The sequence below is a fragment of the Pandoraea pnomenusa genome (assembly GCF_040391475.1).
Taxonomy (GTDB): domain Bacteria; phylum Pseudomonadota; class Gammaproteobacteria; order Burkholderiales; family Burkholderiaceae; genus Pandoraea; species Pandoraea pnomenusa_C.
In genome coordinates this window covers 149,867-172,800 of the sequence record NZ_JBEBXS010000011.1, presented here as the reverse complement: position 1 = coordinate 172,800, position 22,934 = coordinate 149,867, and the positions used below count along the sequence as shown (strand labels likewise).

At 63.3% G+C, this 22,934-nt stretch carries 22 protein-coding genes and 1 tRNA gene; 18 read left to right on the top strand and 5 right to left on the bottom strand.

What is annotated here, in order from left to right:
* The first annotated feature begins 267 nt into the window (after positions 1-267).
* The 15 genes from ABWO90_RS14070 (at position 268) to ABWO90_RS14000 (ending at position 16,681) form a co-directional block, all read left to right on the top strand.
* Complete coding sequence (locus ABWO90_RS14070) at positions 268-1,485, top strand: acyl-CoA dehydrogenase family protein (protein WP_353191844.1); 1,218 nt, start codon at positions 268-270, stop codon at positions 1,483-1,485.
* A gap of 84 nt (positions 1,486-1,569) precedes the next feature.
* Complete coding sequence (locus ABWO90_RS14065; RefSeq protein WP_150561049.1) at positions 1,570-2,364, top strand: enoyl-CoA hydratase/isomerase family protein; 795 nt, start codon at positions 1,570-1,572, stop codon at positions 2,362-2,364.
* 105 nt (positions 2,365-2,469) lie between these two features.
* The gene (locus tag ABWO90_RS14060) at positions 2,470-3,627 is read left to right on the top strand and encodes an acyl-CoA dehydrogenase family protein (RefSeq protein WP_353191843.1); all 1,158 of its coding nucleotides are present in this window, start codon (positions 2,470-2,472) and stop codon (positions 3,625-3,627) included.
* Entirely contained in the window at positions 3,624-4,487 is an 864-nt protein-coding gene (locus ABWO90_RS14055; protein ID WP_353191842.1) for an SDR family NAD(P)-dependent oxidoreductase, read from the top strand. The genes ABWO90_RS14060 and ABWO90_RS14055 overlap by 4 nt, the downstream gene beginning before the upstream one ends.
* 83 nt (positions 4,488-4,570) lie before the next feature.
* On the top strand, positions 4,571-5,854 hold the full coding sequence (locus ABWO90_RS14050; RefSeq protein WP_150561052.1) for an ABC transporter substrate-binding protein: 1,284 nt from the start codon (positions 4,571-4,573) through the stop codon (positions 5,852-5,854).
* Positions 5,855-5,872: 18 nt separating this feature from the next.
* The gene (locus tag ABWO90_RS14045) at positions 5,873-6,748 is read left to right on the top strand and encodes a branched-chain amino acid ABC transporter permease (RefSeq protein ID WP_150561053.1); all 876 of its coding nucleotides are present in this window, start codon (positions 5,873-5,875) and stop codon (positions 6,746-6,748) included.
* The gene (locus tag ABWO90_RS14040; protein ID WP_353191841.1) at positions 6,745-7,809 is read left to right on the top strand and encodes a branched-chain amino acid ABC transporter permease; all 1,065 of its coding nucleotides are present in this window, start codon (positions 6,745-6,747) and stop codon (positions 7,807-7,809) included. The genes ABWO90_RS14045 and ABWO90_RS14040 overlap by 4 nt, the downstream gene beginning before the upstream one ends.
* On the top strand, positions 7,806-8,597 hold the full coding sequence (locus ABWO90_RS14035; protein ID WP_150561055.1) for an ABC transporter ATP-binding protein: 792 nt from the start codon (positions 7,806-7,808) through the stop codon (positions 8,595-8,597). The genes ABWO90_RS14040 and ABWO90_RS14035 overlap by 4 nt, the downstream gene beginning before the upstream one ends.
* Complete coding sequence (locus ABWO90_RS14030; protein ID WP_150561056.1) at positions 8,590-9,294, top strand: ABC transporter ATP-binding protein; 705 nt, start codon at positions 8,590-8,592, stop codon at positions 9,292-9,294. Before ABWO90_RS14035 ends, ABWO90_RS14030 begins: the two co-directional genes overlap by 8 nt.
* A 44-nt stretch (positions 9,295-9,338) precedes the next feature.
* Positions 9,339-9,998 (top strand): TetR/AcrR family transcriptional regulator, encoded by a 660-nt coding sequence (locus ABWO90_RS14025; RefSeq protein ID WP_353191840.1) that lies wholly within the window; start codon positions 9,339-9,341, stop codon positions 9,996-9,998.
* 235 nt (positions 9,999-10,233) lie between these two features.
* Entirely contained in the window at positions 10,234-11,919 is a 1,686-nt protein-coding gene (locus ABWO90_RS14020) for an AMP-binding protein (RefSeq protein WP_353191839.1), read from the top strand.
* Between the two features lie 132 nt (positions 11,920-12,051).
* A complete protein-coding gene (locus ABWO90_RS14015) occupies positions 12,052-13,278 on the top strand; it encodes an NADH:flavin oxidoreductase/NADH oxidase (protein WP_353191838.1) in 1,227 nt (408 codons plus the stop codon).
* Positions 13,275-13,763 carry a PaaI family thioesterase gene (locus ABWO90_RS14010; RefSeq protein ID WP_353191837.1) on the top strand — a complete coding sequence of 163 codons (489 nt, stop codon included), beginning with the start codon at positions 13,275-13,277 and terminating at the stop codon, positions 13,761-13,763. The genes ABWO90_RS14015 and ABWO90_RS14010 overlap by 4 nt, the downstream gene beginning before the upstream one ends.
* 140 nt (positions 13,764-13,903) lie before the next feature.
* Complete coding sequence (locus tag ABWO90_RS14005) at positions 13,904-15,451, top strand: class I adenylate-forming enzyme family protein (protein WP_353191836.1); 1,548 nt, start codon at positions 13,904-13,906, stop codon at positions 15,449-15,451.
* Positions 15,452-15,553: 102 nt separating this feature from the next.
* Positions 15,554-16,681: an iron-containing alcohol dehydrogenase gene (locus ABWO90_RS14000; protein ID WP_353191835.1), complete on the top strand. Its 1,128-nt coding sequence runs from the start codon at positions 15,554-15,556 to the stop codon at positions 16,679-16,681.
* Positions 16,682-16,759: 78 nt separating this feature from the next.
* Here the strand turns inward: ABWO90_RS14000 and ABWO90_RS13995 are convergent, their stop codons facing one another.
* Positions 16,760-17,149, bottom strand: a complete 390-nt coding sequence (locus ABWO90_RS13995) for a hypothetical protein (RefSeq protein ID WP_353191834.1) — start codon at positions 17,147-17,149, stop codon at positions 16,760-16,762.
* A 64-nt stretch (positions 17,150-17,213) separates the two neighbouring features.
* Between ABWO90_RS13995 and ABWO90_RS13990 the strand changes: the two genes are divergently transcribed.
* A complete protein-coding gene (locus tag ABWO90_RS13990) occupies positions 17,214-17,918 on the top strand; it encodes a hypothetical protein (protein ID WP_353191833.1) in 705 nt (234 codons plus the stop codon).
* Between the two features lie 67 nt (positions 17,919-17,985).
* On the opposite strand, the gene ABWO90_RS13985 is transcribed toward ABWO90_RS13990, so the two are convergent.
* Together ABWO90_RS13985 and ABWO90_RS13980 are read right to left on the bottom strand one after the other, a co-directional pair.
* The gene (locus tag ABWO90_RS13985; protein WP_353191832.1) at positions 17,986-18,450 is read right to left on the bottom strand and encodes a GNAT family N-acetyltransferase; all 465 of its coding nucleotides are present in this window, start codon (positions 18,448-18,450) and stop codon (positions 17,986-17,988) included.
* A gap of 350 nt (positions 18,451-18,800) precedes the next feature.
* A complete protein-coding gene (locus ABWO90_RS13980) occupies positions 18,801-18,992 on the bottom strand; it encodes a hypothetical protein (RefSeq protein ID WP_353191831.1) in 192 nt (63 codons plus the stop codon).
* 778 nt (positions 18,993-19,770) lie between these two features.
* Here ABWO90_RS13980 and ABWO90_RS13975 point away from each other — a divergent pair.
* Both ABWO90_RS13975 and ABWO90_RS13970 read left to right on the top strand, forming a co-directional pair.
* Positions 19,771-20,928 (top strand): succinylglutamate desuccinylase/aspartoacylase family protein, encoded by a 1,158-nt coding sequence (locus ABWO90_RS13975; protein ID WP_353191830.1) that lies wholly within the window; start codon positions 19,771-19,773, stop codon positions 20,926-20,928.
* A gap of 298 nt (positions 20,929-21,226) precedes the next feature.
* Positions 21,227-21,517 carry a hypothetical protein gene (locus ABWO90_RS13970; RefSeq protein WP_353191829.1) on the top strand — a complete coding sequence of 97 codons (291 nt, stop codon included), beginning with the start codon at positions 21,227-21,229 and terminating at the stop codon, positions 21,515-21,517.
* Between the two features lie 84 nt (positions 21,518-21,601).
* On the opposite strand, the gene ABWO90_RS13965 is transcribed toward ABWO90_RS13970, so the two are convergent.
* Positions 21,602-21,677 (bottom strand) — tRNA-His (locus ABWO90_RS13965).
* Positions 21,678-21,875: 198 nt separating this feature from the next.
* On the bottom strand, positions 21,876-22,889 hold the full coding sequence (gene dusA / locus ABWO90_RS13960; RefSeq protein ID WP_353191828.1) for a tRNA dihydrouridine(20/20a) synthase DusA: 1,014 nt from the start codon (positions 22,887-22,889) through the stop codon (positions 21,876-21,878).
* Positions 22,890-22,934: the final 45 nt, after the last annotated feature.

The window sequence follows — 22,934 nt, the reverse complement described above, 5'->3', positions numbered from 1 at the left end:
CGCTCTTCACCCGAACCTTTACGTTGTAATCCACTACCCGTTTGACCGGTACCAGCACCTTCATCGAACTCCCCCCTTCGGTTATCCCCTTGCCCGGGCGCCCCTTCCGAAAACGCTCGTCAGTTTGCCGCCCCCAGCGTATTCGCCGGCACCCGATCCTCCCGATGCCGCCCTCGCCGACCGGTCCCCGCTGACGGTTTTCACCAGCGCTCAACGTTAACCCTAAAATGACTCAATAATCATTTAATGACTGTTGACTCATAAATCATGTTATCGGAAACTCCATCCATCGACAACATCGACAGCACGCTGGAGGGAGACGAAGTGGATTTCGCCGAGACAACCGAAACAAAACAGCTGCGCGCTACGCTGCGCCGCTTTGTCGAGAAGGAAATGCCGCGCGAAGCGGCGGCGCGCTGGGATCGCGAGAATCACTTTCCACGCGACGTTTTCGACAAGCTCGCCACGCTCGGCGTGATGGGGCTGACCGTGCCGGAGCAATACGGCGGCGCCGGTCGCGACATCGTCGCCACCATGATCACCATCGAAGAACTCTCGCGCCGCAGCCTGGCCGTTTCGGTGCCTTACATCATGGCGGCGTGCTATGCGGGAATGAACCTCGTGGAATGTGGTTCCGAAGCGCAGAAAGAAGCCCTGCTGTCGAAAGTGGTCGACGGGCGTCTCATGTTCGCTTACGGATGGACCGAACCCGACATCGGCGCCGACCTGGCGAGCGTCAAGACCCGCGCGGAACGTGTGGGCGAGAAGGTGGTCATCAACGGTGCGAAGCGATTCTGTTCCGGCGCGGCCATCAGCGATTACATCTACACGCTCGTGCGCAGCGGCGCCGAAGGCGATCGCTATCGCAACCTCTCGATGGTGCTGGTGCCGCCCAACACCCCCGGCGTCACGATCACCCCGATCGATAGCCTGGGCATGAAAGGCGCCGCCACGACCGACGTCACGTTCGAGAACGTCGAGGTCCCTGCGTCGAACATCATCGGGGGCGACGCCGGCTGGCATCAGGGCTGGTCGATGCTGGTGGGCTCGGGGCTCGATGTCGAGAAGCTCGAGGTGGCAGCCGTCGCCGTCGGCGTCGCGACCGCAGCGCTCGAAGACGCATGGCAATACGCCCACGAACGTCGCCAGTTCGGCAAAACCATCAACGAGTACCAGTCGATCCGGCACAAACTCGCCGACATGCAGACCCGACTGCACGCCTCGCGTCTGATGCTCTATCACGCGGCATCGAAAGCCAACCGGCACGAGCGCTGCGCGGTCGAAACCTCGATGACCAAACTCTACGCGGCCGAAGCGGCCAAGGAAATTGCGCTCGAATGCCAGACGATCTTCGGCGCCTACGGCTACGTGAAGGAATTCGACGCGGAGCGCTACGTGCGCGACGCATTGCTGATCCCGATCATGGGCGGCTCGTCCGCGATCCAGCGCAACAACATCTACAAGTGGACCAATGCCGGCCTGTGAGCGCATTCGTCGTCGCGCCGTGCGCGCGGCATGAGTGAACGCCATCGCCGTCGGGCATGTCAACGTCAAACGCCAGGAGACATCATGAATTTCGAAGCTTACCGATCGATCACTTTCTCTCGTCGCAACCGCGTACTTACGATCACCCTGAATCGCCCCGACAGCCTGAACGCGGTCGATGCGCAGATGCACGAGGAACTCGCACAGGTGTTCGTCGACGCGTCGCGTGACCCCGAATCGGATCTGATCGTCGTCACCGGTGCCGGCCGCGCCTTCTGTGCCGGCGGCGACATCGACTGGATGCAGGAAGCCATCGACGTTCCTGCCCGCTTCGAAAAGACCGCACGCGAAGCCAAGCAGATCGTCTATTCGCTGCTGGACTGTGAGAAGCCCGTGATCGCCAAGGTCAACGGGCACGCCACGGGGCTGGGCGCCACCATCGCCCTCTTCTGCGACCTGATCTTCGCCTCGAAGCGCGCCAAGATCGGTGACCCGCATGTGAGCGTCGGCTTCGTCGCAGGCGACGGCGGTGCCGTGATCTGGCCGCAGCTGATCGGCTACGCACGCGCCAAGGAATATCTGCTGACCGGTGATCTCATGCCCGCAGAAGACGCCGCGCGCATCGGACTGATCAATCGCGCCGTGGACGGCGAGGAACTCGACGCACTCGTCGACAGCTACGCCGACCGACTCAACGCCGGCGCCATCAAGGCGATCCGCTGGACGAAGATGGCCACCAACATCGGACTCAAGCAACTCGCACATTCGATGATGGACGCGTGCCTCGCCTACGAATCGCTTTCGAATGTCACGCGCGATCACCAGGAAGCCGTCAACGCATTCCGTGAAAAGCGGGCCGCGATCTTTACCGGCGAATAAGTCCGCCACGGGGGCACGAAAGCGCCGGCAACGCCCACGGCAAGACCGCGCAAGACACGTTGGCGCGCCGCGCCACGTGATCGAATTCACTAAGGAGTGTTCAACTTGGACTTTACGGAATCCGACGACATCCGCGCACTGCGCGACACCCTGCGTCGCTTCGTCGAAAAAGAGATGCCTCGCGATCGCGTGGCGCAGTGGGACAAGACGAACACGTTTCCGCGCGATGTCTTCGACAAGCTCGCCGGCCTGGGCGTACTCGGCCTGACCGTACCGGAAGCATATGGCGGCCTCGGACGCGATATCGTCAGCGCGATGGTCGTCATCGAAGAACTTGCGCGTCGCAGCCTGGCCGTGGCCATTCCTTACATCAACGCCGCCTGCTACGCGGGCATGAACATCGACGAGTGCGGCACTGAGGCACAGAAGGCGCAGATCCTGCCGCGCGTAGTCGAGGGGAAGATGATTTTCGCCTACGGCTGGACCGAGCCCGACGTCGGGTCGGACCTCGCCTCGATTCGCACGCGTGCCGAGCGGCGGGGTGACCGGATCGTCGTGAATGGCGCAAAGCGCTTTTGCTCCGGCGCCGCGCACAGCGACTATATCTACACGCTCGTGCGCACCGGCCCGGAAGGCGAGCGCCATCGCAATCTCACGCTGCTGCTGATTCCGCCGTCCACCCCGGGGGTGACAATCGAGCTGATCAACGGCATGGGTCTCAAGGGATTTCCGACCACGGATGTCACCTTCAGCGATGTCGAACTGCCGCTCGACGCCATTGTCGGCGGCGAGGCGGGATGGAATCATGCCTGGCCGATGGTCGTGGGCTCGGGACTCGATGTGGAGAAACTCGAGGTTGCCGCGATGGCCATCGGCATCGGTCAGGCCGCGCTGGACGACGCATGGGCCTACGCGGGAGAGCGCCAGCAATTCGGCAAGGCCATCGGCAACTACCAGTCGATCCAGCACAAGCTGGCCGACATGAAGACGCAGTTGCATGGCGCGCGTCTGATGCTGTACCACGCAGCGCATCTGGCAAACGAACATCGCCCCTGCTCGGGCGAGACGTCGATGGCCAAGTTGTTCGCCACCGAAGCGGGCAAAGCCATCGCGCTCGAATGCCAGACCATCTTCGGCGCCTACGGCTACGTGAAGGACTTCGATGTCGAGCGCTATGTGCGCGACGCCCTCGGCCTGCCGATCATCGGCGGCTCCTCTGCGATTCAGCGCAACAACATCTACAAATGGATGGCACGCCAATGAACGCGCTCAACGCAGAACACACCGGCAAGCCCGTCGACACGATCGATGATCGCATTGCACTGCACGGACGCGTGGCGCTGGTCACCGGCGGGGCGAGCGGCATCGGTCTGGCCGTCGTGCAGCGTCTGGTCGCACACGGTGCCACCGTCGTCATTGCCGACCGTGCCGACGCCGATCACCTGCCTGCGGCGGCTCGGCCGGGCACACACGCCGCCGGCACGCCGGGCGTCGCGGCGTATGTCCGCGGTGACGTGCGCGAGGAGGCAGACATCACCCGCATGGTCGACACGGCGATCCGCTGTGCGCAAACCGGCGGCCTCGTCTTCGATACGGTCGTGACCTGTGCGGGGATTGCCGATCAATTGGTTCCGACCATCGAGCAGGATGCCGATGTGTGGCAGAAGGTCCTCGACGTCAGCCTGCGAGGCACTTACCTGACGTGTCGCGCAGCAGGCCGTCACATGCTGCCGGCCAATCGGGGCACGATCGTGAACATCTCGTCGCTGACCTCATTGGGCGGCTTTCCACGGCGTACCGCCTACGGCCCGGCGAAGGCCGCCGTCGCCAACCTCACGCGCGCGCTCGCCTGCGAATGGGGCGGATCGGGCATCCGCGTGAATTGCATCGCCCCCGGTTATATCGCGACACCACTGGTCGACGCCCTTTGCCGCGACGACAAGATCGACCTCGAGCGCCTGCAGCGGCGCACGCCGATGGCGCGCCTCGGTCAGCCCGACGAGATCGCGAAGGTCGTCGCATTTCTCGTATCGGACCTGGCCTCCTTCGTCAGCGGGGTGGAGTTGCCCGTCGATGGCGGCTGGAGTGCCTTTGGTGGTTCAGGCGACGTGGCGACAGCCTAGGAGACGTCGCCCGATCCGGCAGTCATCACGCAGCAGGCGGGACACAGCAAGCAGTCATAACGTAAAACCATCAGGAGACAACCGTGGCAATCAATCGTAGAGACGTGCTCAAAATCGCTGGCGCGGGCGTCACGCTCGCGGGTGCAGGTCCGTTGGCCAGTTCGCTGGCGCGCGCGCAGGCAAAGACTGGCGGCCCCATCCAGCTCGGATTCATTTCCTCGCTGACCGGCGCGCAGGCCCCGCTGGGCCAGCCCATGCTGATGGGGGCGCAAATTGCCGTGGATCAGATCAACCAGGCGGGCGGCGTGAACGGCCGCAAGCTGGAACTGGTGGTGCGTGACGACAAGGCAAAGCCGACCGATGCGACCATCGCCTCGCGCGAACTCGCCGGCAATGGCGTGAATCTTCAGCTCGGCGTGGTGTCGAGCGCCGTGGCACTGGCCCTCACGGCGATGCTCGAACAGCAGAAGGCCATCCTGATCACCTGCGCGGCCCACTCCGACAAGCTCACCAAAGAGAACTTCAACCGCCATTACTTCCGCGTGACCGACAACCCGTACATGAAGCTTCGCTTCATGGCGGCGGCGGTCGCCGAACGCTATGGCAGCGTGTCGCGCTGGAGCGGCGTGATCCCCGATCACGAATACGGCCGCACCACATGGAACTGTTTCGAAGAAGGGCTGCTCGAGTACTACCCCACCGTCGCCAAGGCCAAGCCCGCCATCGCCCAGGCCGTGCGCACGCAGTACGGCGCCACCGACTACCGCAATGTGATCGGCTCGGCGATGGGTTTGCCCGCCGAAGGCTTCCTCGTGTCGGTGTATGGCGGCGATGCCGTCACGCTGTTCAAACAGGCACTGCCTTACGGCTTCTTCAAGAAGGCGAAAGTCATCATCGATCCGGCGAACGAGTTCGTCGTCGCGAAGGCAATGAAGAGCGAGATGCCCGAGATGTGGTGCGGCACCCACTGGTATGCGGGCGCCTTCACCGATCTGCCGATGTCGAACGCGGTGCTCAAGGAGCATATTCGCCGCACCAACGGCGACGCCTTCCCGACCGGATGGGTCGGTGAGGGGCATGCCGCCGTGATGGCCTATGCCAAAGCCATCCAGGCGAGCGGCACAACCGAAACGCAGGCAGTCATCAAGGCGCTCGAATCGGAAACGTTCGACACCACGTGTGGGCCGCGCTACTTCCGCAAGGAAGACCACCAGGCGATCAAGCCGGTGCTGATGTACCGCTTGCGCGGAAGCAAGTCGGCGAGCGCGGGTTTCGAGGTGCTGGAGTTCATCAAGAAGGACGGCAAGGACTTTGTCGATCCGCCGACGCCCGGCAAAGCGCTCACGTTCAAGTACGTGACTGTCTGACGCTTCGTGGAGCCTCACATGGATCAGTTTGCGCTGACCTTGATAAACGGCCTGTCGTGGGGAATGACCGTGTTCCTCACTGCGGCAGGCCTGTCGCTGGTTTTCGGGATTCTGCACGTGCTGAACTTCTCACACGGCGGCTTCCTGATGATCGGCGCTTATCTGTCCTATGCCATCGGGGCGCGGCTCCAGGCCGACTCCCTGTGGTCGTTCCTCGGCACCGCCGTCGTCTGTGCGGCGGCGGTCGGGGTGCTCGGTGCCGTGGTCGAGCGCGTTGTCTTCCGACGCCTGCGGGCGGTGAGCGAGGCGTACTCGCTAATCGCCACGTATGCGCTGCTGATCCTGTGTCAGGGTGTGGTGAAGCTGATCTGGGGCATCGACTTCCTGAGCGTTCCACCGCCCGAGGCGCTGGGCGGTGCACTGAGCCTGGGCGACGTCATCGTGCCGACCTTCGTGGTTTGCGTGATCGTCTGCGGCGTCGTGGTGTTTCTGGCGATGGACGTCATCTTGCATCGCACCGGCATCGGCAAACGGGTGCAGTCGGTGGCGGTCGACCCGTGGATGGCCAGCCTGCTGGGGATCAATGTCCAGGCCGTGTTCGCATGGACCGTTGTGTGCGGTTTCGCGCTCGCGGGACTGGCCGGGGGGCTGTTGTCGATCAACCAGAGCCTCTCGCCTGCGATGGGCAGCGCGCTGATCATTCAGGCCTTCGGCGCGCTGATCGTCGGCGGGCTGGGCAATATCCGCGGCGCGTTTATCGCTTCGGTCCTGCTCGGCCTCGTCACCTCGTTCGGAGACCGCTTTGTGCCCGATGTGCCCGGACTCTTCTTCTTTGTCTCTCTTGCGGCAATCCTGCTCATTCGCCCGCAGGGGCTGATGCGAGGTCTGCGATGAACGCCTTCCTTCACGGGCGCGGCAATGCGCGCCGCGCCGACTTGCTCATCTTCGCGCTGCTGCTCGTGCTCTTCGCGTCGGTCCCGGCGTGGGCCGACCAGGGGTTCGTGTTTCTCGCAGGGGTAGCGCTCGTGCAGATCGTCTTCGCCCTGAGCTTCAACACGATCTTCGGTCTCGCGGGCATGGTCAGCTTCGGACACGCCGCGTATTTCGCCACAGGCGCGTACGCCGCAGGCATTTTGCTGCGCGACATACCCGGTGTGTCGCTCGCGACCATCTTGCTGGCCGGCGGCGCCGCCGGTGCCGTCATGGCGGCCCTGATCGGCTTCGTCGCCTTGCGACGCGCCAGCGGAAACTACTTCGCGATTCTCACGCTCGCGCTGGCCGAGCTGCTGCATATCGTGATTGCGAAATCCGACTGGCTCGGCCGCGAAGACGGCATGACCGGGATCGTGCGCCCTTCCCTGCTGGGCATCGACCTGAACCAGGGCGCCTCGCTGTATTACGTACTGCTCGCGCTCGCCGTGATATTCGGATTCGGCGCGTGGCTGATGTGGCACGGGGCGTTCGGCCGGATGCTCGGCGCGATTCGTCAGGACGCCGATCGCATGGCATTCCTCGGCGCGAACGTGCATCTCGCCCGGCTCGCGGCGTTCACCGTGAGCGGCGCAGGCGCCGGGCTGGCAGGCGCGATGTACGCCCCGCTCGCGCAACTGCTCACGCCGGAGGTGGCCCACTGGACGTATTCGGCGCTGCCGATACTGTTCTGCCTGCTCGGTGGCACGGCGTACTTCTGGGGGCCGGTGCTCGGCGTGATGCTGTTCCTCGGGCTCGAACACGCCACGCGCAACATCGTGGGGCTGTCGGAGGTCGTCATCGGCACCACACTGCTCGTCGTGGTGCTCGCCTTCCCGGGCGGCATTGCCGGCGGCATTGTCCATCTGCTGCGTCGACGCGCCTTGCCGACGCCCTTGCCCACACGTGTCGCACCGGAGGCCGCGGGATCGGCCGCCGCCGGCAATGCGACACCGCTCACCCATCGTGCGGAGGCCGACGCATGACACTCGCTACCCAAGCGCTTGCGCAAGCCAGTCTGTGCGCCCGGGGCATCTTCAAGGACTACGGGACGGTCAAGGTGCTCAAGGATGTCTCGATCTCGGTCGCACCCGGGACGACGCACGCGGTCATCGGCCCTAACGGCGCGGGCAAGACCACCCTGTTTCGCGTGCTTTCGGGCGAGGCGCTGGCCGATCGCGGCGAGGTCGCCTTCGAGGGGCAGGATGTCAGCCGGTGGTCGGGCTACCGGCGCGTTCGCCAGGGCATTGGCCGCACGTTCCAGGTCGCGAAGGTGTTCAGCGAAATGCGCGTCATCGACAACGTCGTGCTGGCGCTGGAGACGGGCGGATCGCCTGCGCTGCGTCGCAGCGTATGGCGCTTCGTGCAACCCGCCCCGGCCGCCGCGCTTCGCACGCAGGCGATGGCCTCGCTCGCCACGGTCGGGCTCGAAGCCCGCGCCGGTGAAATGGCGGGCGTACTGGCCTACGGAGAAAGAAAACGCCTGGAGCTGGCCATGGCGCTGGCGCTGCAGCCGCGCATGCTGCTGCTCGACGAACCGATGGCCGGCATGTCCCCGGGCGACCGGATCTCGGCCGTCGCCTTGCTCAAGCGCATCGGACGCGAACTCGGCATGTCGATCCTGCTGACCGAACACGATATGAGTGTGGTGTTCGCGCTTGCCGATCACATTACGGTGCTCAACTATGGGCAGGTGATCGCCTCGGGTACGCCGGAAGCCGTGCGTGCCTCGCCGATCGTGCGTGAGGTCTACCTGGGACACGAGCATGCTTGATATCCGGAACGTTCACGCCTATTACGGCGACAGTGTGATTCTCAACGACGTCAGCCTGAGCATTGGCGCCGGCCAGGGCGTCGCCCTGCTCGGGCGCAACGGTGCGGGCAAGAGTACGCTGCTCAAAAGCATCGTCGATGCCGGCCCTCGCGTGACCGGTGAGATCGTGTTCGACGGCGCATCGCTCGCCAATGTCGCCACCCACCGGCGCATTCAGCGTGGCTTGGGGTTCGTCCCCGAGGATCGTCGAATCTTCGGCCATCTGAGCGTCGCGGAGAACCTTACGCTCGCCCGGCACGGGGCGCGCCCCGGCCATGTGTGCCATGACGTCGCGCAGAGCTGCCGACTGTTTCCGCTGCTCACCGACCTGCTCTCGCGCGGCGGCAACCAGTTGTCCGGTGGGCAGCAGCAGGTACTTGCCGTTGCGCGCGGCATGGTCACTCGACCCCGTTGCCTGCTGCTCGACGAGCCGACGGAAGGCGTCGCACCGCTGATCGTCGCCCAGATGGCCGAGCAGATCCGAGCCGCTTGCGCGCAAGAAGGGACCGCATTGCTCGTCGCCGAACAGAACGTGTGGTTTGCCCGCCAGTGCAGCGAATACGTCTACGTCATGGACACCGGTAACATCGTGTTTTCCGGCACCTGGGACGAGTACGATGAGCATCCGGAAATCGCCGAACGGTATCTGGCACTGTAGGATGCCGGCTGCACGTTGCGCCCCCCATTCAAAGTGAAATCGCCATGAGCACAGACACACTCGAGAACGAAACCGACGGCGGCACGGTCAGCGCCGCCCCCCGCCGACGCCGTAGCCCGACGCGCGAAGCCCGTGCCGCAGCGCTGCGTGACAAGATCTTCGAGGCAGCGGCACAGGTGGTCGGCCAGTACGGCTACGCGGACGCGTCGATTGGTCGCATCACCGAGGCCGCCGGCATTGCGCAAGGCACGTTCTATCTGTACTTCGAATCGCGTCAGGCGTTGTTCGACGAACTGCTGCCCCACGTGGGCGCCGACCTGCTCGTCTACATCAGCAAGAAAGTGCGCGGCGCCGCCACCTTTTACGAGGTGGAAGAACGGGGGTTTCGCGCGTTCTTCGACTACCTGCGCAGCAATCCCGGCTTTTTCCGCGTGCTGAACGAGGCCGAAGTGGCGGCCCCGGTCGCGCACACGGCGCACATGAAGCTGTTGACAGAACACTATGTGAAATCGCTGCAGCGCAGCGTGGAGAGCGGTGAAATCCGTCTCTTCGAAGGCAAGGAACTCGAAGCACTCGCCTATGTGTTCCAGTCGGCACGCAGCTATCTCTACCTGCGCTATGTCAAGGGGAGCGAGAAAACCCGAAAACTGCCGGACTGGGTGGTCGAGACGTACATGAAGCTCGTCAAGAACGGCCTCAAGTGATACGCCGGACAACCCGAGACTGACGTATCGCGTCGGCGAGCGCAGTCATCAAGCGAGTGGATTCGAACAGCAGTGATTGACGGCCTGCGCCGTCTTTGCAGTCATGAAGTACAGGCATGTCCGGGGAGACACGGACGCCCTGCCCGCGATGCGGGTCGAATGCGTGAGCGGTGGACATTGCGTGCACCGGTTCATGTGTAACGGCTCGCCAGACGATAAAAGCAACGGGATTCGTATGAGCAAAGATGCAAGCGGTTGGACGACGCGCCTCACGGCGCAGATGATCGATCAATACACGGCCAGCGGTGCGTGGCGCAATACCACCATCGCCCAACTCGCGCAGCAGCGGGCCGGCGCCACGCCCGAGCGCGTCTGCGTGGTGGATGGCGTGCATCGCATGACCTATGCGCGCTTGTTTGCCGAAGCCCGACGCATCGCCGCCGGACTGCGCGACATGGGGCTCGTTCCCGGCGATGTCGTCAGTTTTCAGTTGCCCAACTGGTGGGAGGCCGTGGTCGTCAACCTCGCCGCAGCGATGGGCGGCTGGGTAGCGAATCCGATCGTCCCGATCTACCGCGACGCCGAGGTCGGCTTCATCCTCGACGACTCCCATTCCAGCGTCATCTTCCTGCCGGAGCGTTTTCGCAGCATCGACTATCTGGCGATGATGCAACGTCTCGCGCACACCTCGAACATTCGCACCCCGATCGTGACCGTGCGTGCGCAAACACCAGGCGCACACGGACTCTCGGACTTCTCCACACTCGGGAACGACGCCGCACCGTGGGAGGCATTCGATGTCTCCCCGAACGCCGTCAAACTCGCGCTGTACACCAGCGGCACGACGGGTCGCCCGAAAGGCGTGCTGCACAGTCACAACACGCTCGCCACTGAACTCGATGCGGTGTCGCGTTTCTGGCAAGTCGACGAAGACGACGTCGTGTTCATGCCGTCTCCCGTCACGCACATTACCGGCTATACCTACGCACTCGATTACGTTTTCGTTGCCGGCGTTCGCGCCGTGCTGATGGACCAGTGGGAAGCGACGGCCGCCGTGGCGCTCGCCCGCCGCGAGCACGCGACGCTCACGGTCGCGGCCACGCCCTTTCTGGCCGAATTCGTCGACGCCGTCGCGCAGAGTGGCGAGCCGTTGCCGGCGTTTCGCATGTTCGCCAGCGGCGGCGCCCCGGTGCCGCCGGAGCTCGTCCATCGCGCTGCGCGCATCATGCCGGATTGTGTCTTCTGCCGCGTATATGGGAGCAGCGAAACGCCGACCGTCTCGCTTGGCGTGAACCAGCGTGGCGAGCAAACCATCGGCGCAGAAACGGATGGCCGCATCTTCAACAATGAGGTGCGCATCGCCGACCCCGTCACCGGCGCACCGCTGCCCGCCGGGCAAGTGGGCGAGATTCTGGCGCGAGGGCCGGAGATCATGCTCGGCTACTGCCGCGACACCGACACGCTCGACGCGTTCGACGCCGACGGCTTCTTCCGCAGCGGCGATCTGGGCTGGGTGTCCGATGACGGTGTGATCACGGTGACCGGCCGCAAGAAGGACCTGATCATTCGCGGCGGCGAGAACCTGAGCCCCAAGGAGATCGAGGACATCCTGCACACGCACCCGGCCATCGCCGAAGCGGCTGTCGTCGCGATGCCTCACGCGCGTCTGGGCGAAACGCCCTGCGCGTGGGTGGTGTTGCGCGAAGGAACGTCGCTCACATTCGAGACGCTGATCGAATGGCTCGAGACGGCCCGATTGGCCAGACAAAAGCTTCCCGAGCGGCTTTTCGTGGTCGAGGCCATGCCGAAAACGCCGTCGGGGAAAATCCTCAAGCATGTGCTGCGCACACGCAGTGCAGAGGCTGTCGCGTCCGAGGCGCCCTCCACGTCTGCCACGTCTATCGCGACCACAGCCGCCTGACGCACCCCGACTGAGCCCCACCGTCGAAGCCGTTTTGCCGAAGGCTGCGCCATCCACCGGCGCAGCCAGTCCGACGTCGCGCCTGTCGCGGGCGTCGATGCCGCCACGCTAGTCACGTTTTCGGGAGTTTCCATGTCTGCCAACGCTAAATCGCCTGCCTGCTCGCACCTGTTCTCGCCGTTGACGTTGCGCGCCGTCACGCTACCGAACCGGGTCGTCATCAGCCCCATGAGCCAGTATTGCGCACGGGACGGCATTGCCGACGACTGGCATCTCGTCAATTACGGCAAGCTTGCGCAAGGCGGTGCGGGCATGGTGATCGTGGAGACGGCCGCCGTCGAGCCGCGCGGGCGCGGCACGTACGGATGCCTCGGCCTTTGGAATGACGCGCAGATTGCGCCGCTCGCACGTATTGCCGACTTTATCCGCGCCCAAGGCGCGGTGCCCGCCCTGCAGATCGGCCACGCGGGTCGCAAAGGTAGCGTGCAGCGCCCTTGGGAGGGGTACGCCCAACTCACGCAGCGAGAGCGCGAACGCGGAGAAACCCCCTGGGAGACCATCGCGCCATCGGCCACGTCGGCGGGTCCCGATTGGCCAACGCCTGCAGCGATGGACAGCGCAACGCTCGAGTCGGTGGCACTCGCCTTCGTCGCCGCAACGCAGCGGGCGGCGCGCGCCGGGTTCGACGTGATCGAGTTGCACGCGGCACATGGCTATCTGCTGCACGAGTTTCTCTCGCCGATTGCGAACACCCGGGACGACGCCTGGGGTGGCGATGCCGCGCGACGGATGGCGTGGCCGCTCGAGGTCATCCGACGCGTGAGGTCGGCGTGGCCGCAAAGCAAGCCGTTGCTGCTGCGCGTGTCCAGCGTCGATGGCATCGATGGCGGCTATTCACTCGACGACACCGTGGCGTTTGCCCGGGCTGCGAGCGCCGTGGGCGTCGATCTCGTCGATTGCTCTTCCGGGGGAATTTCCGGTCTGGCCACCGCCGCCAACCGCCTGCCGCGAGGGTATGGCTTTCAGGTGCCGTATGCGAGTGAAGTGCGGGCGAAAGCGGACGTGGCGTCGATGGCCGTCGGCCTGATCGTCGACGCCCACCAGGCCGAGCGCATTCTGGCCGACGGGCACGCCGATCTGGTGGCCATCGGACGAGAAGCGCTGGAAGATCCGAACTGGGCACTGCACGCGCGCAGGACGCTGGAAGGCGGGGCGTTCGACGCATGGCCTGCGCAGTACGGCTGGTGGCTCGCACGGCGTGCACGCGTGATCGATGCGTTGTCCGAAGCCGGTCATCCGCGACCCGGCGACGCGCTGCCGTCGAGCGGCATGCCCGGCGAGCAACGGAGCGTCGCATGAGCGTGCCAGGCCATCTCTCGCTGGCGCAGGCCCGGCACGTTGCCGAACCGACGGACATCCCCGCCGGCTTCGTCCCCGTCGCGCCCGAACGGTTCATGGAAACCGTGGGCCCCGTGTACGCAGCGCCGAAGCCACCCGGTGCCCCGCCCGACGTGGCGGCAAGGGTCATCGGGTGCCTCGCCATGCCGCAACACGGCAATCGCTTCGGCGGCGTTCACGGCGGCATGCTCGCCACGCTCGCCGACTATGCGATCGGCATCAACATCCTCGGTGACGCACCGGAGCGCTGGCGGCTCGGCACCGTCAGTCTGAATCTCGACTTCATCGCGAGTCCGCACATCGGTGAATGGATCGAGGCGACGGTGACGATGGACAAGTCGCATGGACGGTTGCGGTTCTCCACCTGTGTACTGCGCGGCGCAGGCCAGCGTCTGCTGGTGCGTGCCACGGGCGTTTTCTCCGCACTGGAGGTGGCGCAGCCATGACCACACGCCCTGTTGCAGCACCGCGCTCGTCATCCCGGGCATCGGTGCCCTTTCCGCAGCCGCCCTGCCCTGGCGCTCAGGCGAGACACCCCGATGCCATGCTGGAGGAAGCGTTATCCGCGTTTCCTGATGTGAATGCATTGATCGATCATCACGCGGAACATCGCACCGACCATGTGGCCATCGATGCGCCGAGCGTCGCCGATGTCGGCACGCTGCGCGTACGGCTGACCTACGGAGAGCTGCGCACCCAAACCGTGGCACTCGCCAATGCGTTGGCGGGCATCGGCGTGCGCGCGAATGACCGAATCGCTGTCATCGCGCGCGGCGAAGCGCATGCGCAATGCATCCTGATCTACCTGGCGCTACTGCGGCTCGGTGCGACCCTGGTGCCGATCAATCCGCGCTTTACGCCGGACGAGGTCGCTCAGGCACTCTCACTGGCCCGAATCGATGGCGTTGTCGCGCACGCCGACTTCGCGGCACGATTGGACTCGCTCGCCGAAGCCAACGATCTGAAAGTGAAGATCGTGCTCGATGCGATGGCTGCGCTGTCGCCCTGGCATCGGTGGCAAACCCTGCTGACGGGTGGCTCGACCGCCGCGCCGGAGCGCCCGGAAGTCCCGTCGGACACGCTCGCCAATATTCTGTTCACGTCGGGAACGACGGGACGGCCCAAAGGCGTCATGCACACGCACGCCACTGCGCTGGCGACCGGTGCGATCTTCAGCCGCGCGCTGGGCCTCACGCCGACCGACGTCTTCCATAACGCGATTCCGTTCTTCACCAGCTCCGGGACGCAATTCACACTGATGGCTTCGCTGTGGGCAGGCGCGACCATGATTACCGAGCCCGCTTTCGATGCCGTCCAGATCCTTGAGCGCATGCGAGAGCGTCGCACGACGGTCTATCTCGGCGTGCCCGCGCACCTGCTCTTCCTGATCGATGCGATCGAGCGCCGCCCCGGGCTCGAACTCCCCCACCTGCGCCTTTGGGATTATGGCGGCGCCGCCATGCCACTCGATGCGATCGCGAGACTGCAAGCGCGCTTTCCCGGCGTCGACCAGCGGCAGAACTACGGCTTGACCGAGACCGGGCCGACCGGCGCCCTGATGGCCCCCGACGACTTTACGACGCACCCGGGGGCCATTGGACGACCGATGCCGTTGTGCGAATTGCGAATCACGTTGCCTGACGGCAGCAACGCGGCCATCGGCGACGTGGGCGAGATTTGCGTGCGCAGTCCCGCAAACATGGTGGGCTATTTCGCGGATGCCGATGCGACGGACAAATCGATGGATGGTCGCTGGGTAAGTACCGGGGATCTCGGGAAGCTCGACGCCGACGGCTTTCTTTACTATGTCGACCGCCTGAAGGACGTGGTGAACCGCGGCGGGTTGAAGATCGGCTCGGTGGAAGTGGAAGACGCGATTCATCGCGTGCCCGAAGTCCTCGAGGCGGCGGTCGTTGCTGTCGCCCACCCGCGGCTCGGCGAAGACCTCGTGGCCTTCGTGGCGCTGCGTGCCGGATGCTCGCTCGACGCGGATGCCCTGCGCAACACCTTGTCGACGTCGCTTGCGGACTATAAGGTGCCGCGCGACATCCGCTTCGTCGACGCATTGCCCCGCAATCCGATGGGGAAAGTGCTCAAGACGACGTTGCGCGATATCGCGTCGCGCCCTCGGTAGTCAGTCGCGTACAACGCGCAGGATCATGGATCGTGACGCTTGCCTCGCACAGTGCGAGGTGAACGCTCACGGGAGTCTCACGTACCACGAACGGAGTTTGCAATGCCACTCGCGGCAACCTCGACACGCGACACGCCTTCCCTGGTCCGCTTCGTTGCGCCAGGCGACTACCTTCAGGGCTGCGGCGCGCTTGCGCACCTGCCCGACCTCACTCGTCGTCATGCCGGGCCCGCCTGGTATGTGTCCGATGTGGCGGTGGCATCGTGGCTCACCCCCCGCTTGCAGGCACTGGTTGATTCGGCGCTGCAGCTAAACACGTTCGACGGCGAGATCACATATGCAGCCATCGACGCGATGGCTGCGCGCGTACCGAACGACGTCGGCGTCATCGTTGGCATTGGCGGCGGCAAGGCGATCGACATGGCCAAGGGGGTAGCGGTGGCGCATGGTCTGCCGATGATATCCGTGCCGACGGTGGCGTCGAACGACGCGCCGACCAGCCGCGCTTACGCGATCTATGACGACCAGCACCGCATGGTGGCCGTGGAGCGAATGCCGGCGAACCCTGCCGCAGTGCTTGTCGACATCGACGTCCTGATCGGCGCTCCGGTGCGGATGATGTCGGCCGGGATTGGCGACGCGTTGGCCAAGTGGTTTGAGGCCGATGCGGCGGCACAGGCGGACAGCCGCAACATGCTGGGCGCGACTGCACCGGCACTTGCCCGCGTGATCGCGCGCGCCGCCTACGATACGCTCCGGCAGGACGCGGTTGCCGCGCTCGCGGCCATGCGTCGCGGCACACCCGACGCGGCGTTCGGGCGAACGGTCGAAGCCTGCCTGCTGATGTCCGGGCTCGGATTCGAAAACGGCGGGCTGTCCGTTGCCCACGCCATGACTCGCGGGCTCATGCGCTCGCGTCATGGTCACGGCGCACTGCATGGTGAGCATGTGGCCTACGGCGTGATGGTTCAGCTTGTCCTCGAAGGGCGCGACGATGCGACGCTTGCCGATATGGCGAGCTTTCTCGCGGCCGTTGGGTTGCCGTCGTCGTTGCGAACGATGTCGGGGAAGACGGCAATGCCACAGGACTTCGACGACATTGCGGCCGCCAGCTTGCTGGCACCCCATTGGGGGAATTTCGCGCGGCGGGTGGACGGACAATGCCTGGTGCAAGCGCTCCGATCGCTCGAAAGCATGACGTTCCATGCGTCTGGATCGCTGCACCGGTAGCCAGACACGACAAAGCCCGCGAGGCGTTCACCGTCGCGGGCTTTCGAGGCAAGGATTCATCACCCTCGCATTGCGCATTCAAGTGTCAATGACGCTCAGTACGTAATAATCGCCGACCGCCGACGATGCAGGCGTGAGCATTTGCAACGCATCGTGCTGCGTACCGTCTGGATTCGCGGTGTTCAGCATGAAGTTGACCAGCGCCAGCAGATCACCTGCGGCCGACACGAGCTTTGTGTCCTGAGGAAAACTGTGCTCCCACGTACCGCCGTCGACACCCAGCAAGTTGTGAGGGTCGCCGGACGTCTCCCACGTTCCATCCGAACGAAGCGTCACCCCTGCTAGGGCGCTCTGTACCACAAGCCGTAGGTTCGCTGCTCGCCCCATATACCCTCCCATGACATCGGCAAGAAATACGATGTAATCCGAAAAGACGATGCTCGCAGTCCTTACGAGAAGCACAGCCATGAACTATTGTAGGTAATGCAAAACGTCACAACGCAAGAATTTGGCTCGACGAGGAGGGACAGAAATGCCGCTCTTTTCCATCAAGACAATCGCGTGTTCGGCAACCCTCTCGTTTTCACTTGTCCTTTCGGCGTATCAGGAAGTTCGCGCTGAAGCACCGACGGTCCTGTATCCCATCAAGACCCTGCGCGGAAGTGTTCATGTGGAATCCGGAACCGCTGCCAACATCACTTGCCGGCTCGACCCGAATGGCTGCGGCGAAACCGCTACCGGCGGAGTGCAAATATTGGCGACACCGCCAGCCGGACATTCCTTGTGTTACGCAATCGTTCGCGACGTCAACTGGTCGGGCGGGGGCGCTAGCACCGGCTATAACCTGACAGGTCAACCGAGCGTCGGGAGCTTTGCTACTTACCGCCTGACCGTCGGTGCGGCAGCGGATTCCACGCCCTTTGGGGGTGGCAATACGGCGAATCTCAACTTCATCATCGTCGCCGTTCGAAACGACTACGCAAATTTTGCCAACTCGCACGTGGTCAACGCGTTCCCTGCCGTGCTCACCGCTGACAACGATCCCTCACGTATCGTGTGCCCGCAGAATATTGCGCATGACGGCAATGGAAATATCGCCGTGCACTTCAGCAAGACGGAGGACTGGAGCAACCAGTGGCACGACGAAATCATTCCGCTTGATCTGTCAATGCCAGGCGGATGCATCGCCGGTGGCTTCAGTCCGGATCCGAATGATCGCTGCTATAAAAAGCACTGATCACTTTCACTTTTTAGAGGCCAATTCCCTTTGACGATCGCCGGCGATAAACCTCGCCCGAACAACGTCAAAGGTTCTTGCGGTACATCACGAAGCCGGGCTTCTCGGCGACGTTGTCATACAGCCGCATGGCGGTGTGGTTCGTTTCGTGCGTGTGCCAATACACGCGTGAGGCATTGGATGCTTTCGCGTGGGCGTACACGGCCTCGATCAGTGCGCGGCCTACCCCCTTGCCGCGCGCGTCTTCCACGGTGAAGAGATCCTGCAAATAGCAGATCGGCCCTTCCAGCGTCGTGTTGCGGTGATAGAGGAAGTGCACGAGACCGAGCACGCGTTCGCCCTGAAGCGCGATGAATGCGTGCATGGGCTCATAGCCGTCGAAGAAGCGCGACCAGGTCGTGCGCGTGACGCGCTCCGGGAGCGCCGTTGCGCCGAAGCGGCCATAGAAGCGATTGTAGCCGTCCCACAGCGGCAACCATCTATCGAAATCGTCCGGTGCCACGGCGCGGACGCGAAGTGTCGTGTCGGTCATGTGATGCCTCCCTTTGTCGGCTTACGCAGGCCGCCAAGCGTAAGCGACTTGTGGTGCCATTGTTAGTCCCAAGGCAGGCAAAAACCGTGGAGCCACAGGTTTGGACTCCAAGTCGATGATGGCGGTGGGTGCGAAGCGCGGCGCACATCCGGCACGCTTCGAACGACCGTGCCTCATTGATCTGTCGCGAGGCTAGCCGTTATCGTCGTACGGCTGGAAGATGGGCGCCGATCACGTATCATTTTCCGCTGTGTCGACGACGAGGTCATCGCTGCGAACACAGCGCCGCCGTGAGCCGGTTCCTCCGGGGTAGCACAGGGCGCTGCGTTTGGTACTACCTGACCGTAAAGTTAGGAGAGCCAGACACTCCTGCCGCCTGCAATCCCGGCTACGCTGGATTGCACGGTAGTGGCGGCGTTAGTTCGGTTCATCCCTTGCCCGCCGCTAACCAGGGCAATCTCGGTCTCGCTCAGCTCGACGAGGGCGTCTTTATCGGCTTCCAAGCGCTCACCCGGCGTCCCCAACTGCAGTTCCTTTTCCATGCTTGCTCCCACGAGTCTATCGGCCGACCGCGCTTTCCCACGTGGCCACTGCCGACTTGGTGCCGAGTCGGCTTCGACGCAACGGAAATTCGGCCATTGCCTCGCCGAGCATAGTCGCGCGATGAAGGTGGCGCATTGGACTTTAGTCCTATACAGCGCTCGTATCGCACCGAAGGCCAGGACACCACGCCGGTGCCTCCGTCGACAGGGGAAACGCTAGCAGTGCCGGTTGTGCTTGGGTCAGCAGTTCCCCTTCTTCGCTTGCCCTGGGGGGCAAAAACCATTCCCGGGCCCACCGCGACCGCCATGTGGACCATCGTCAGGAACGTACACGGCGCAGCTCGCGAGCAAAACCGTGCAGGAGAGAATCAGGAAGGTAAGTTTGCGCATTCGGGGGGCCCCATGTGACGGACGAAATGACTGCCTCGCGCCATTTTGGAGCCGTTCGCCTGCCCGCAAAAGCCCGCAGGCGTTTCGCGAAGCGCAACCGGTTATTTTTATTTCATATCAGCTAGTTACTAAAATAACTTCGGAATAAATACACATCATCGACACACCATTTCATGCGGGTTTCCAGAGATGCATTCCGAATTTCTCGCCCCTAGACGGTGTTATGAACTTTCGGGCAGACTTTGATTCGACGCGTCCGGGAAACGCAATGCCCCCCTGAACCAGCAACATGTGAAGCGCCGTCGATTGATCTCCACTCCAACGTCAACTTAAGGGCCTCCTTGCCATGCGAGACGAATCGGAAGATGTTGTCGCTCGTCGCGACTTCATGAAGAAGGCCGTTGCGCTGGTCGGCGCAACATCCGCATTGGTCACGCAAAGCGAGGCCGCAAGAGCCCAAGTCGCCAATGCGCCTACCGCCGGGGGCGGGCAAGGGACCGGGACGGTTTATACCGGCGATGTGATCCAGGGAAAGAAGGTCATCAGCGCGCTCGACGTCGGCGACCTCGAGCGCGGCAAGACACACAAGTTCTACTTTCAAGGCGTGCAAATGCCGACGGGTCAGCACTGGTATGTGTCGGTGATCGTTGTCCACGGTGCGAGGCCGGGCAAGCGCGTTGCGCTGACCAGCGGGGTGCATGGCGACGAAATGAGCCCCGTGCATACCATCCACGGCGTGATAAGCCAGCTCGATCCTGCGCAGATGTCGGGCACCGTGCTGGCGGTGCTTGACGTATCGCGCCCCGCGCTCGAAGCCATGGAGCGCAGATGGCCCAACTCCGGACTTGGTATCGGCCTCATCGACATCAACCGCGAATGGCCGGGCAACGAGAATGGCGCCAGCGCGCCGAGCCGGCATGCGGGACTGCTGTTCAATCGGCTGTTGAGGCCGAACACCGACTACGCGCTCGATTTTCATACGGGCTCGACCGGCATGGATGTGACGTCCTTCAATCTGGCCAGAATGGAATTGCCGGAGGCGCGAGCCATGGCGGAGCTTTTTCCGATCAAGCAGATCTTCGACAACCCCGCCTATCCCACACTGCTTGCAAATGCATTCATCAATGTGGGGATTCCCGCAATCACGCCCGAGATCGGATCTGCGCGCGTTTTCGATTTCGACATGATTCCGTCGTTCGTCGAAGGCGCGATGAACGTGCTTAAGCGCTACAACATCGTATCGGGTCCGACGGGGCGCACTGGGCGAGACGTCGGGACCTTCGTTGGCAACAGTGGCCACACAGTCATGTCGACGCACGGTGGATTCGTCGAACTGCTGGTCAAGGTGAATGACAAGGTCAAGGCAGGCCAGAAAGTGGCAATCCAGCGCAATACCTTTGGCGAAGTGGTCGCGGAGTATACGACCGACGTCGCGGGCGAGGTGACGGCACGACGAACCGACGCCACGGCAGAGCCCGGAACGCCTCTCGTGATGATTCTTTATCAGAGCGCGGCAAGGGAGAATCCGGAGGACTTTGCCGAATGACCAGGCGTACCGCACGATGGGACTCGCCGCAATGTGCACGTGCCTGACGGGCTTCCGTGCAGCAGAAGCGCGACCGTTCCATATGTCGGGCACCGGCGACGACGGCGTCATGGTACAGAGCGCGAAAAGGAAAAAGGGCGAGCGCGTAGTGAACAAGCTGCGCGAGTGGTCCCCTCGCCTACGCGTCGTCGTCGAGCGTGCGAAACGCGATCGAAAGGTGGCGAGTGTTTTCTTATCCCCCACACGCCGCGGCGGTGTCTACTCGCGAACGGGCTGGGGTTCGACGTGACAAGACGCGATGTACACCTACATCGGCACGCGCGGTCCAGCGATCGCAGCCGAATACCGGACGAAGAAAGCGCGCGAAGCGGCGCAACGCAAGAAGGAAAAGGTCGATGGTGATTTCAACATCACGCTCACGCAGCACGGCGGGTACTTCGCGTTGCAGGACATTCGCCCCGCCGCCATATCTGCGAAGCTGCAAAGCAGCGCCGCCGACTCATACGATTTCGCCGCGCATGCGAACCCTGCGACGACGCACAAACACTACGATCGTCGTCGAGTAAAACGCGCTTCGGCAACCGAGTGAACGGGAAAATCTGATTTTTATCGGGAAAATTTCCCAGAACGGGAAAATTGAGTGCGTGTAACGCTTTGAACTACAAGGGGATTTTGGGGTGACCGATGGGACTCGAACCCACGACGACTGGAATCACAATCCAGGACTCTACCAACTGAGCTACGGCCACCGCCGTGATCAGCAACATGACTTGCTTGCTGAACAGAAACAAGATTATAGCGACGTTTTTATCGCGTTGCCAAGCACTTTTTTCACTTCTTCGAAATATTTGTTCGCTCACGTGCACGATCGATGCGCGACATCGTCATCTCACGCGGCGAACGCACTTCATACGATCACGCCGCTCGTCGCGCAACGGCAAGACACATTACGCCGTCGCGAGCGTGTCAGCATCGTCACGCTCGGAAAACGCACCGGCGCGCAGCTGTGCACGCGCTTCTTCGAACGCCCCAACGCCTGCCTTGAGACGCTTCGGATCCGACAACACGCGACGCCATCCACGCGCGCCCGGCACTCCGCGATAAAGCCCCAACGCATGGCGCGTAATGGCACCGAGATACTGCCCTTTCTCCACTTGCGCCGCGGCGTATTCGATCAATGCATCCTCCACTGCTTCGCGCGACTTCACTGGCGAAGTGTCGCCGTAGAAACGCGCGTCGACTTCTGCCAGCACGTAAGGGTTGTGATACGCCTCACGTCCGAGCATCACGCCATCGACGTGCTTCAGATGCATGTCGACCTCGTCGAGTGTCTTCACGCCGCCGTTGATGAGAATCTCGAGATGTGGAAACACCTGCTTAAGACGATATGCATAGTCGTACTTGAGCGGCGGAATCTCGCGATTCTCTTTCGGGCTCAATCCCTTGAGAATGGCGTTGCGCGCGTGCACGATGAAAGTGGTGCAGCCGGCGTCCGCAATCTTGCCGACGAAGTCTTCCACGAACGAGAATGACTCGACGTCGTCGATGCCGATCCGGTGCTTGACGGTCACGGGCACCTGCACCACGTCGCGCATCGCCTTCACGCAATCGGCGACGAGTTCCGGCTCCGCCATCAGGCATGCGCCGAACGCGCCACGCTGCACCCGCTCCGAGGGGCATCCGCAGTTCAGATTGATCTCGTCATAACCCCACCGCTCGCCAAGCTTCGCCGCCTGCGCGAGATCTTTCGGTTCACTGCCACCCAGTTGCAGCGCCACAGGATGCTCCACGGCGTCGAAATCGAGATGGCGCGCGACGTCGCCATGCAGCAGCGCGCCGGTCGTGACCATCTCGGTGTAAAGCCACGTGTGACGCGAGAGCTGACGATGGAAAACGCGACAGTGCGAATCAGTCCAATCCATCATCGGTGCGACGCTGACGCGACGGGAGGGTAAATTCATTGAAAATCTCTTACAAAACAGTCGATTACAGCAAAAAGCGCAGTG

Excerpts from the sequence above, each read along its gene's own strand:
- ABWO90_RS14070 (WP_353191844.1), top strand. The coding sequence starts at position 268 with ATGTTATCGGAAACTCCATCCATCGACAACATCGACAGCACGCTGGAG.
- ABWO90_RS14065 (WP_150561049.1), top strand. The coding sequence starts at position 1,570 with ATGAATTTCGAAGCTTACCGATCGATCACTTTCTCTCGTCGCAACCGC.
- ABWO90_RS14055 (WP_353191842.1), top strand. The coding sequence starts at position 3,624 with ATGAACGCGCTCAACGCAGAACACACCGGCAAGCCCGTCGACACGATC.
- ABWO90_RS14045 (WP_150561053.1), top strand. The coding sequence starts at position 5,873 with ATGGATCAGTTTGCGCTGACCTTGATAAACGGCCTGTCGTGGGGAATG.
- ABWO90_RS14040 (WP_353191841.1), top strand. The coding sequence starts at position 6,745 with ATGAACGCCTTCCTTCACGGGCGCGGCAATGCGCGCCGCGCCGACTTG.
- ABWO90_RS14035 (WP_150561055.1), top strand. The coding sequence starts at position 7,806 with ATGACACTCGCTACCCAAGCGCTTGCGCAAGCCAGTCTGTGCGCCCGG.
- ABWO90_RS14030 (WP_150561056.1), top strand. The coding sequence starts at position 8,590 with ATGCTTGATATCCGGAACGTTCACGCCTATTACGGCGACAGTGTGATT.
- ABWO90_RS14025 (WP_353191840.1), top strand. The coding sequence starts at position 9,339 with ATGAGCACAGACACACTCGAGAACGAAACCGACGGCGGCACGGTCAGC.
- ABWO90_RS14020 (WP_353191839.1), top strand. The coding sequence starts at position 10,234 with ATGAGCAAAGATGCAAGCGGTTGGACGACGCGCCTCACGGCGCAGATG.
- ABWO90_RS14015 (WP_353191838.1), top strand. The coding sequence starts at position 12,052 with ATGTCTGCCAACGCTAAATCGCCTGCCTGCTCGCACCTGTTCTCGCCG.
- ABWO90_RS14010 (WP_353191837.1), top strand. The coding sequence starts at position 13,275 with ATGAGCGTGCCAGGCCATCTCTCGCTGGCGCAGGCCCGGCACGTTGCC.
- ABWO90_RS14000 (WP_353191835.1), top strand. The coding sequence starts at position 15,554 with ATGCCACTCGCGGCAACCTCGACACGCGACACGCCTTCCCTGGTCCGC.
- ABWO90_RS13995 (WP_353191834.1), bottom strand. The coding sequence starts at position 17,149 with ATGGCTGTGCTTCTCGTAAGGACTGCGAGCATCGTCTTTTCGGATTAC.
- ABWO90_RS13990 (WP_353191833.1), top strand. The coding sequence starts at position 17,214 with ATGCCGCTCTTTTCCATCAAGACAATCGCGTGTTCGGCAACCCTCTCG.
- ABWO90_RS13985 (WP_353191832.1), bottom strand. The coding sequence starts at position 18,450 with ATGACCGACACGACACTTCGCGTCCGCGCCGTGGCACCGGACGATTTC.
- ABWO90_RS13980 (WP_353191831.1), bottom strand. The coding sequence starts at position 18,992 with ATGGAAAAGGAACTGCAGTTGGGGACGCCGGGTGAGCGCTTGGAAGCC.
- ABWO90_RS13975 (WP_353191830.1), top strand. The coding sequence starts at position 19,771 with ATGAAGAAGGCCGTTGCGCTGGTCGGCGCAACATCCGCATTGGTCACG.
- ABWO90_RS13970 (WP_353191829.1), top strand. The coding sequence starts at position 21,227 with ATGTACACCTACATCGGCACGCGCGGTCCAGCGATCGCAGCCGAATAC.
- dusA (WP_353191828.1), bottom strand. The coding sequence starts at position 22,889 with ATGAATTTACCCTCCCGTCGCGTCAGCGTCGCACCGATGATGGATTGG.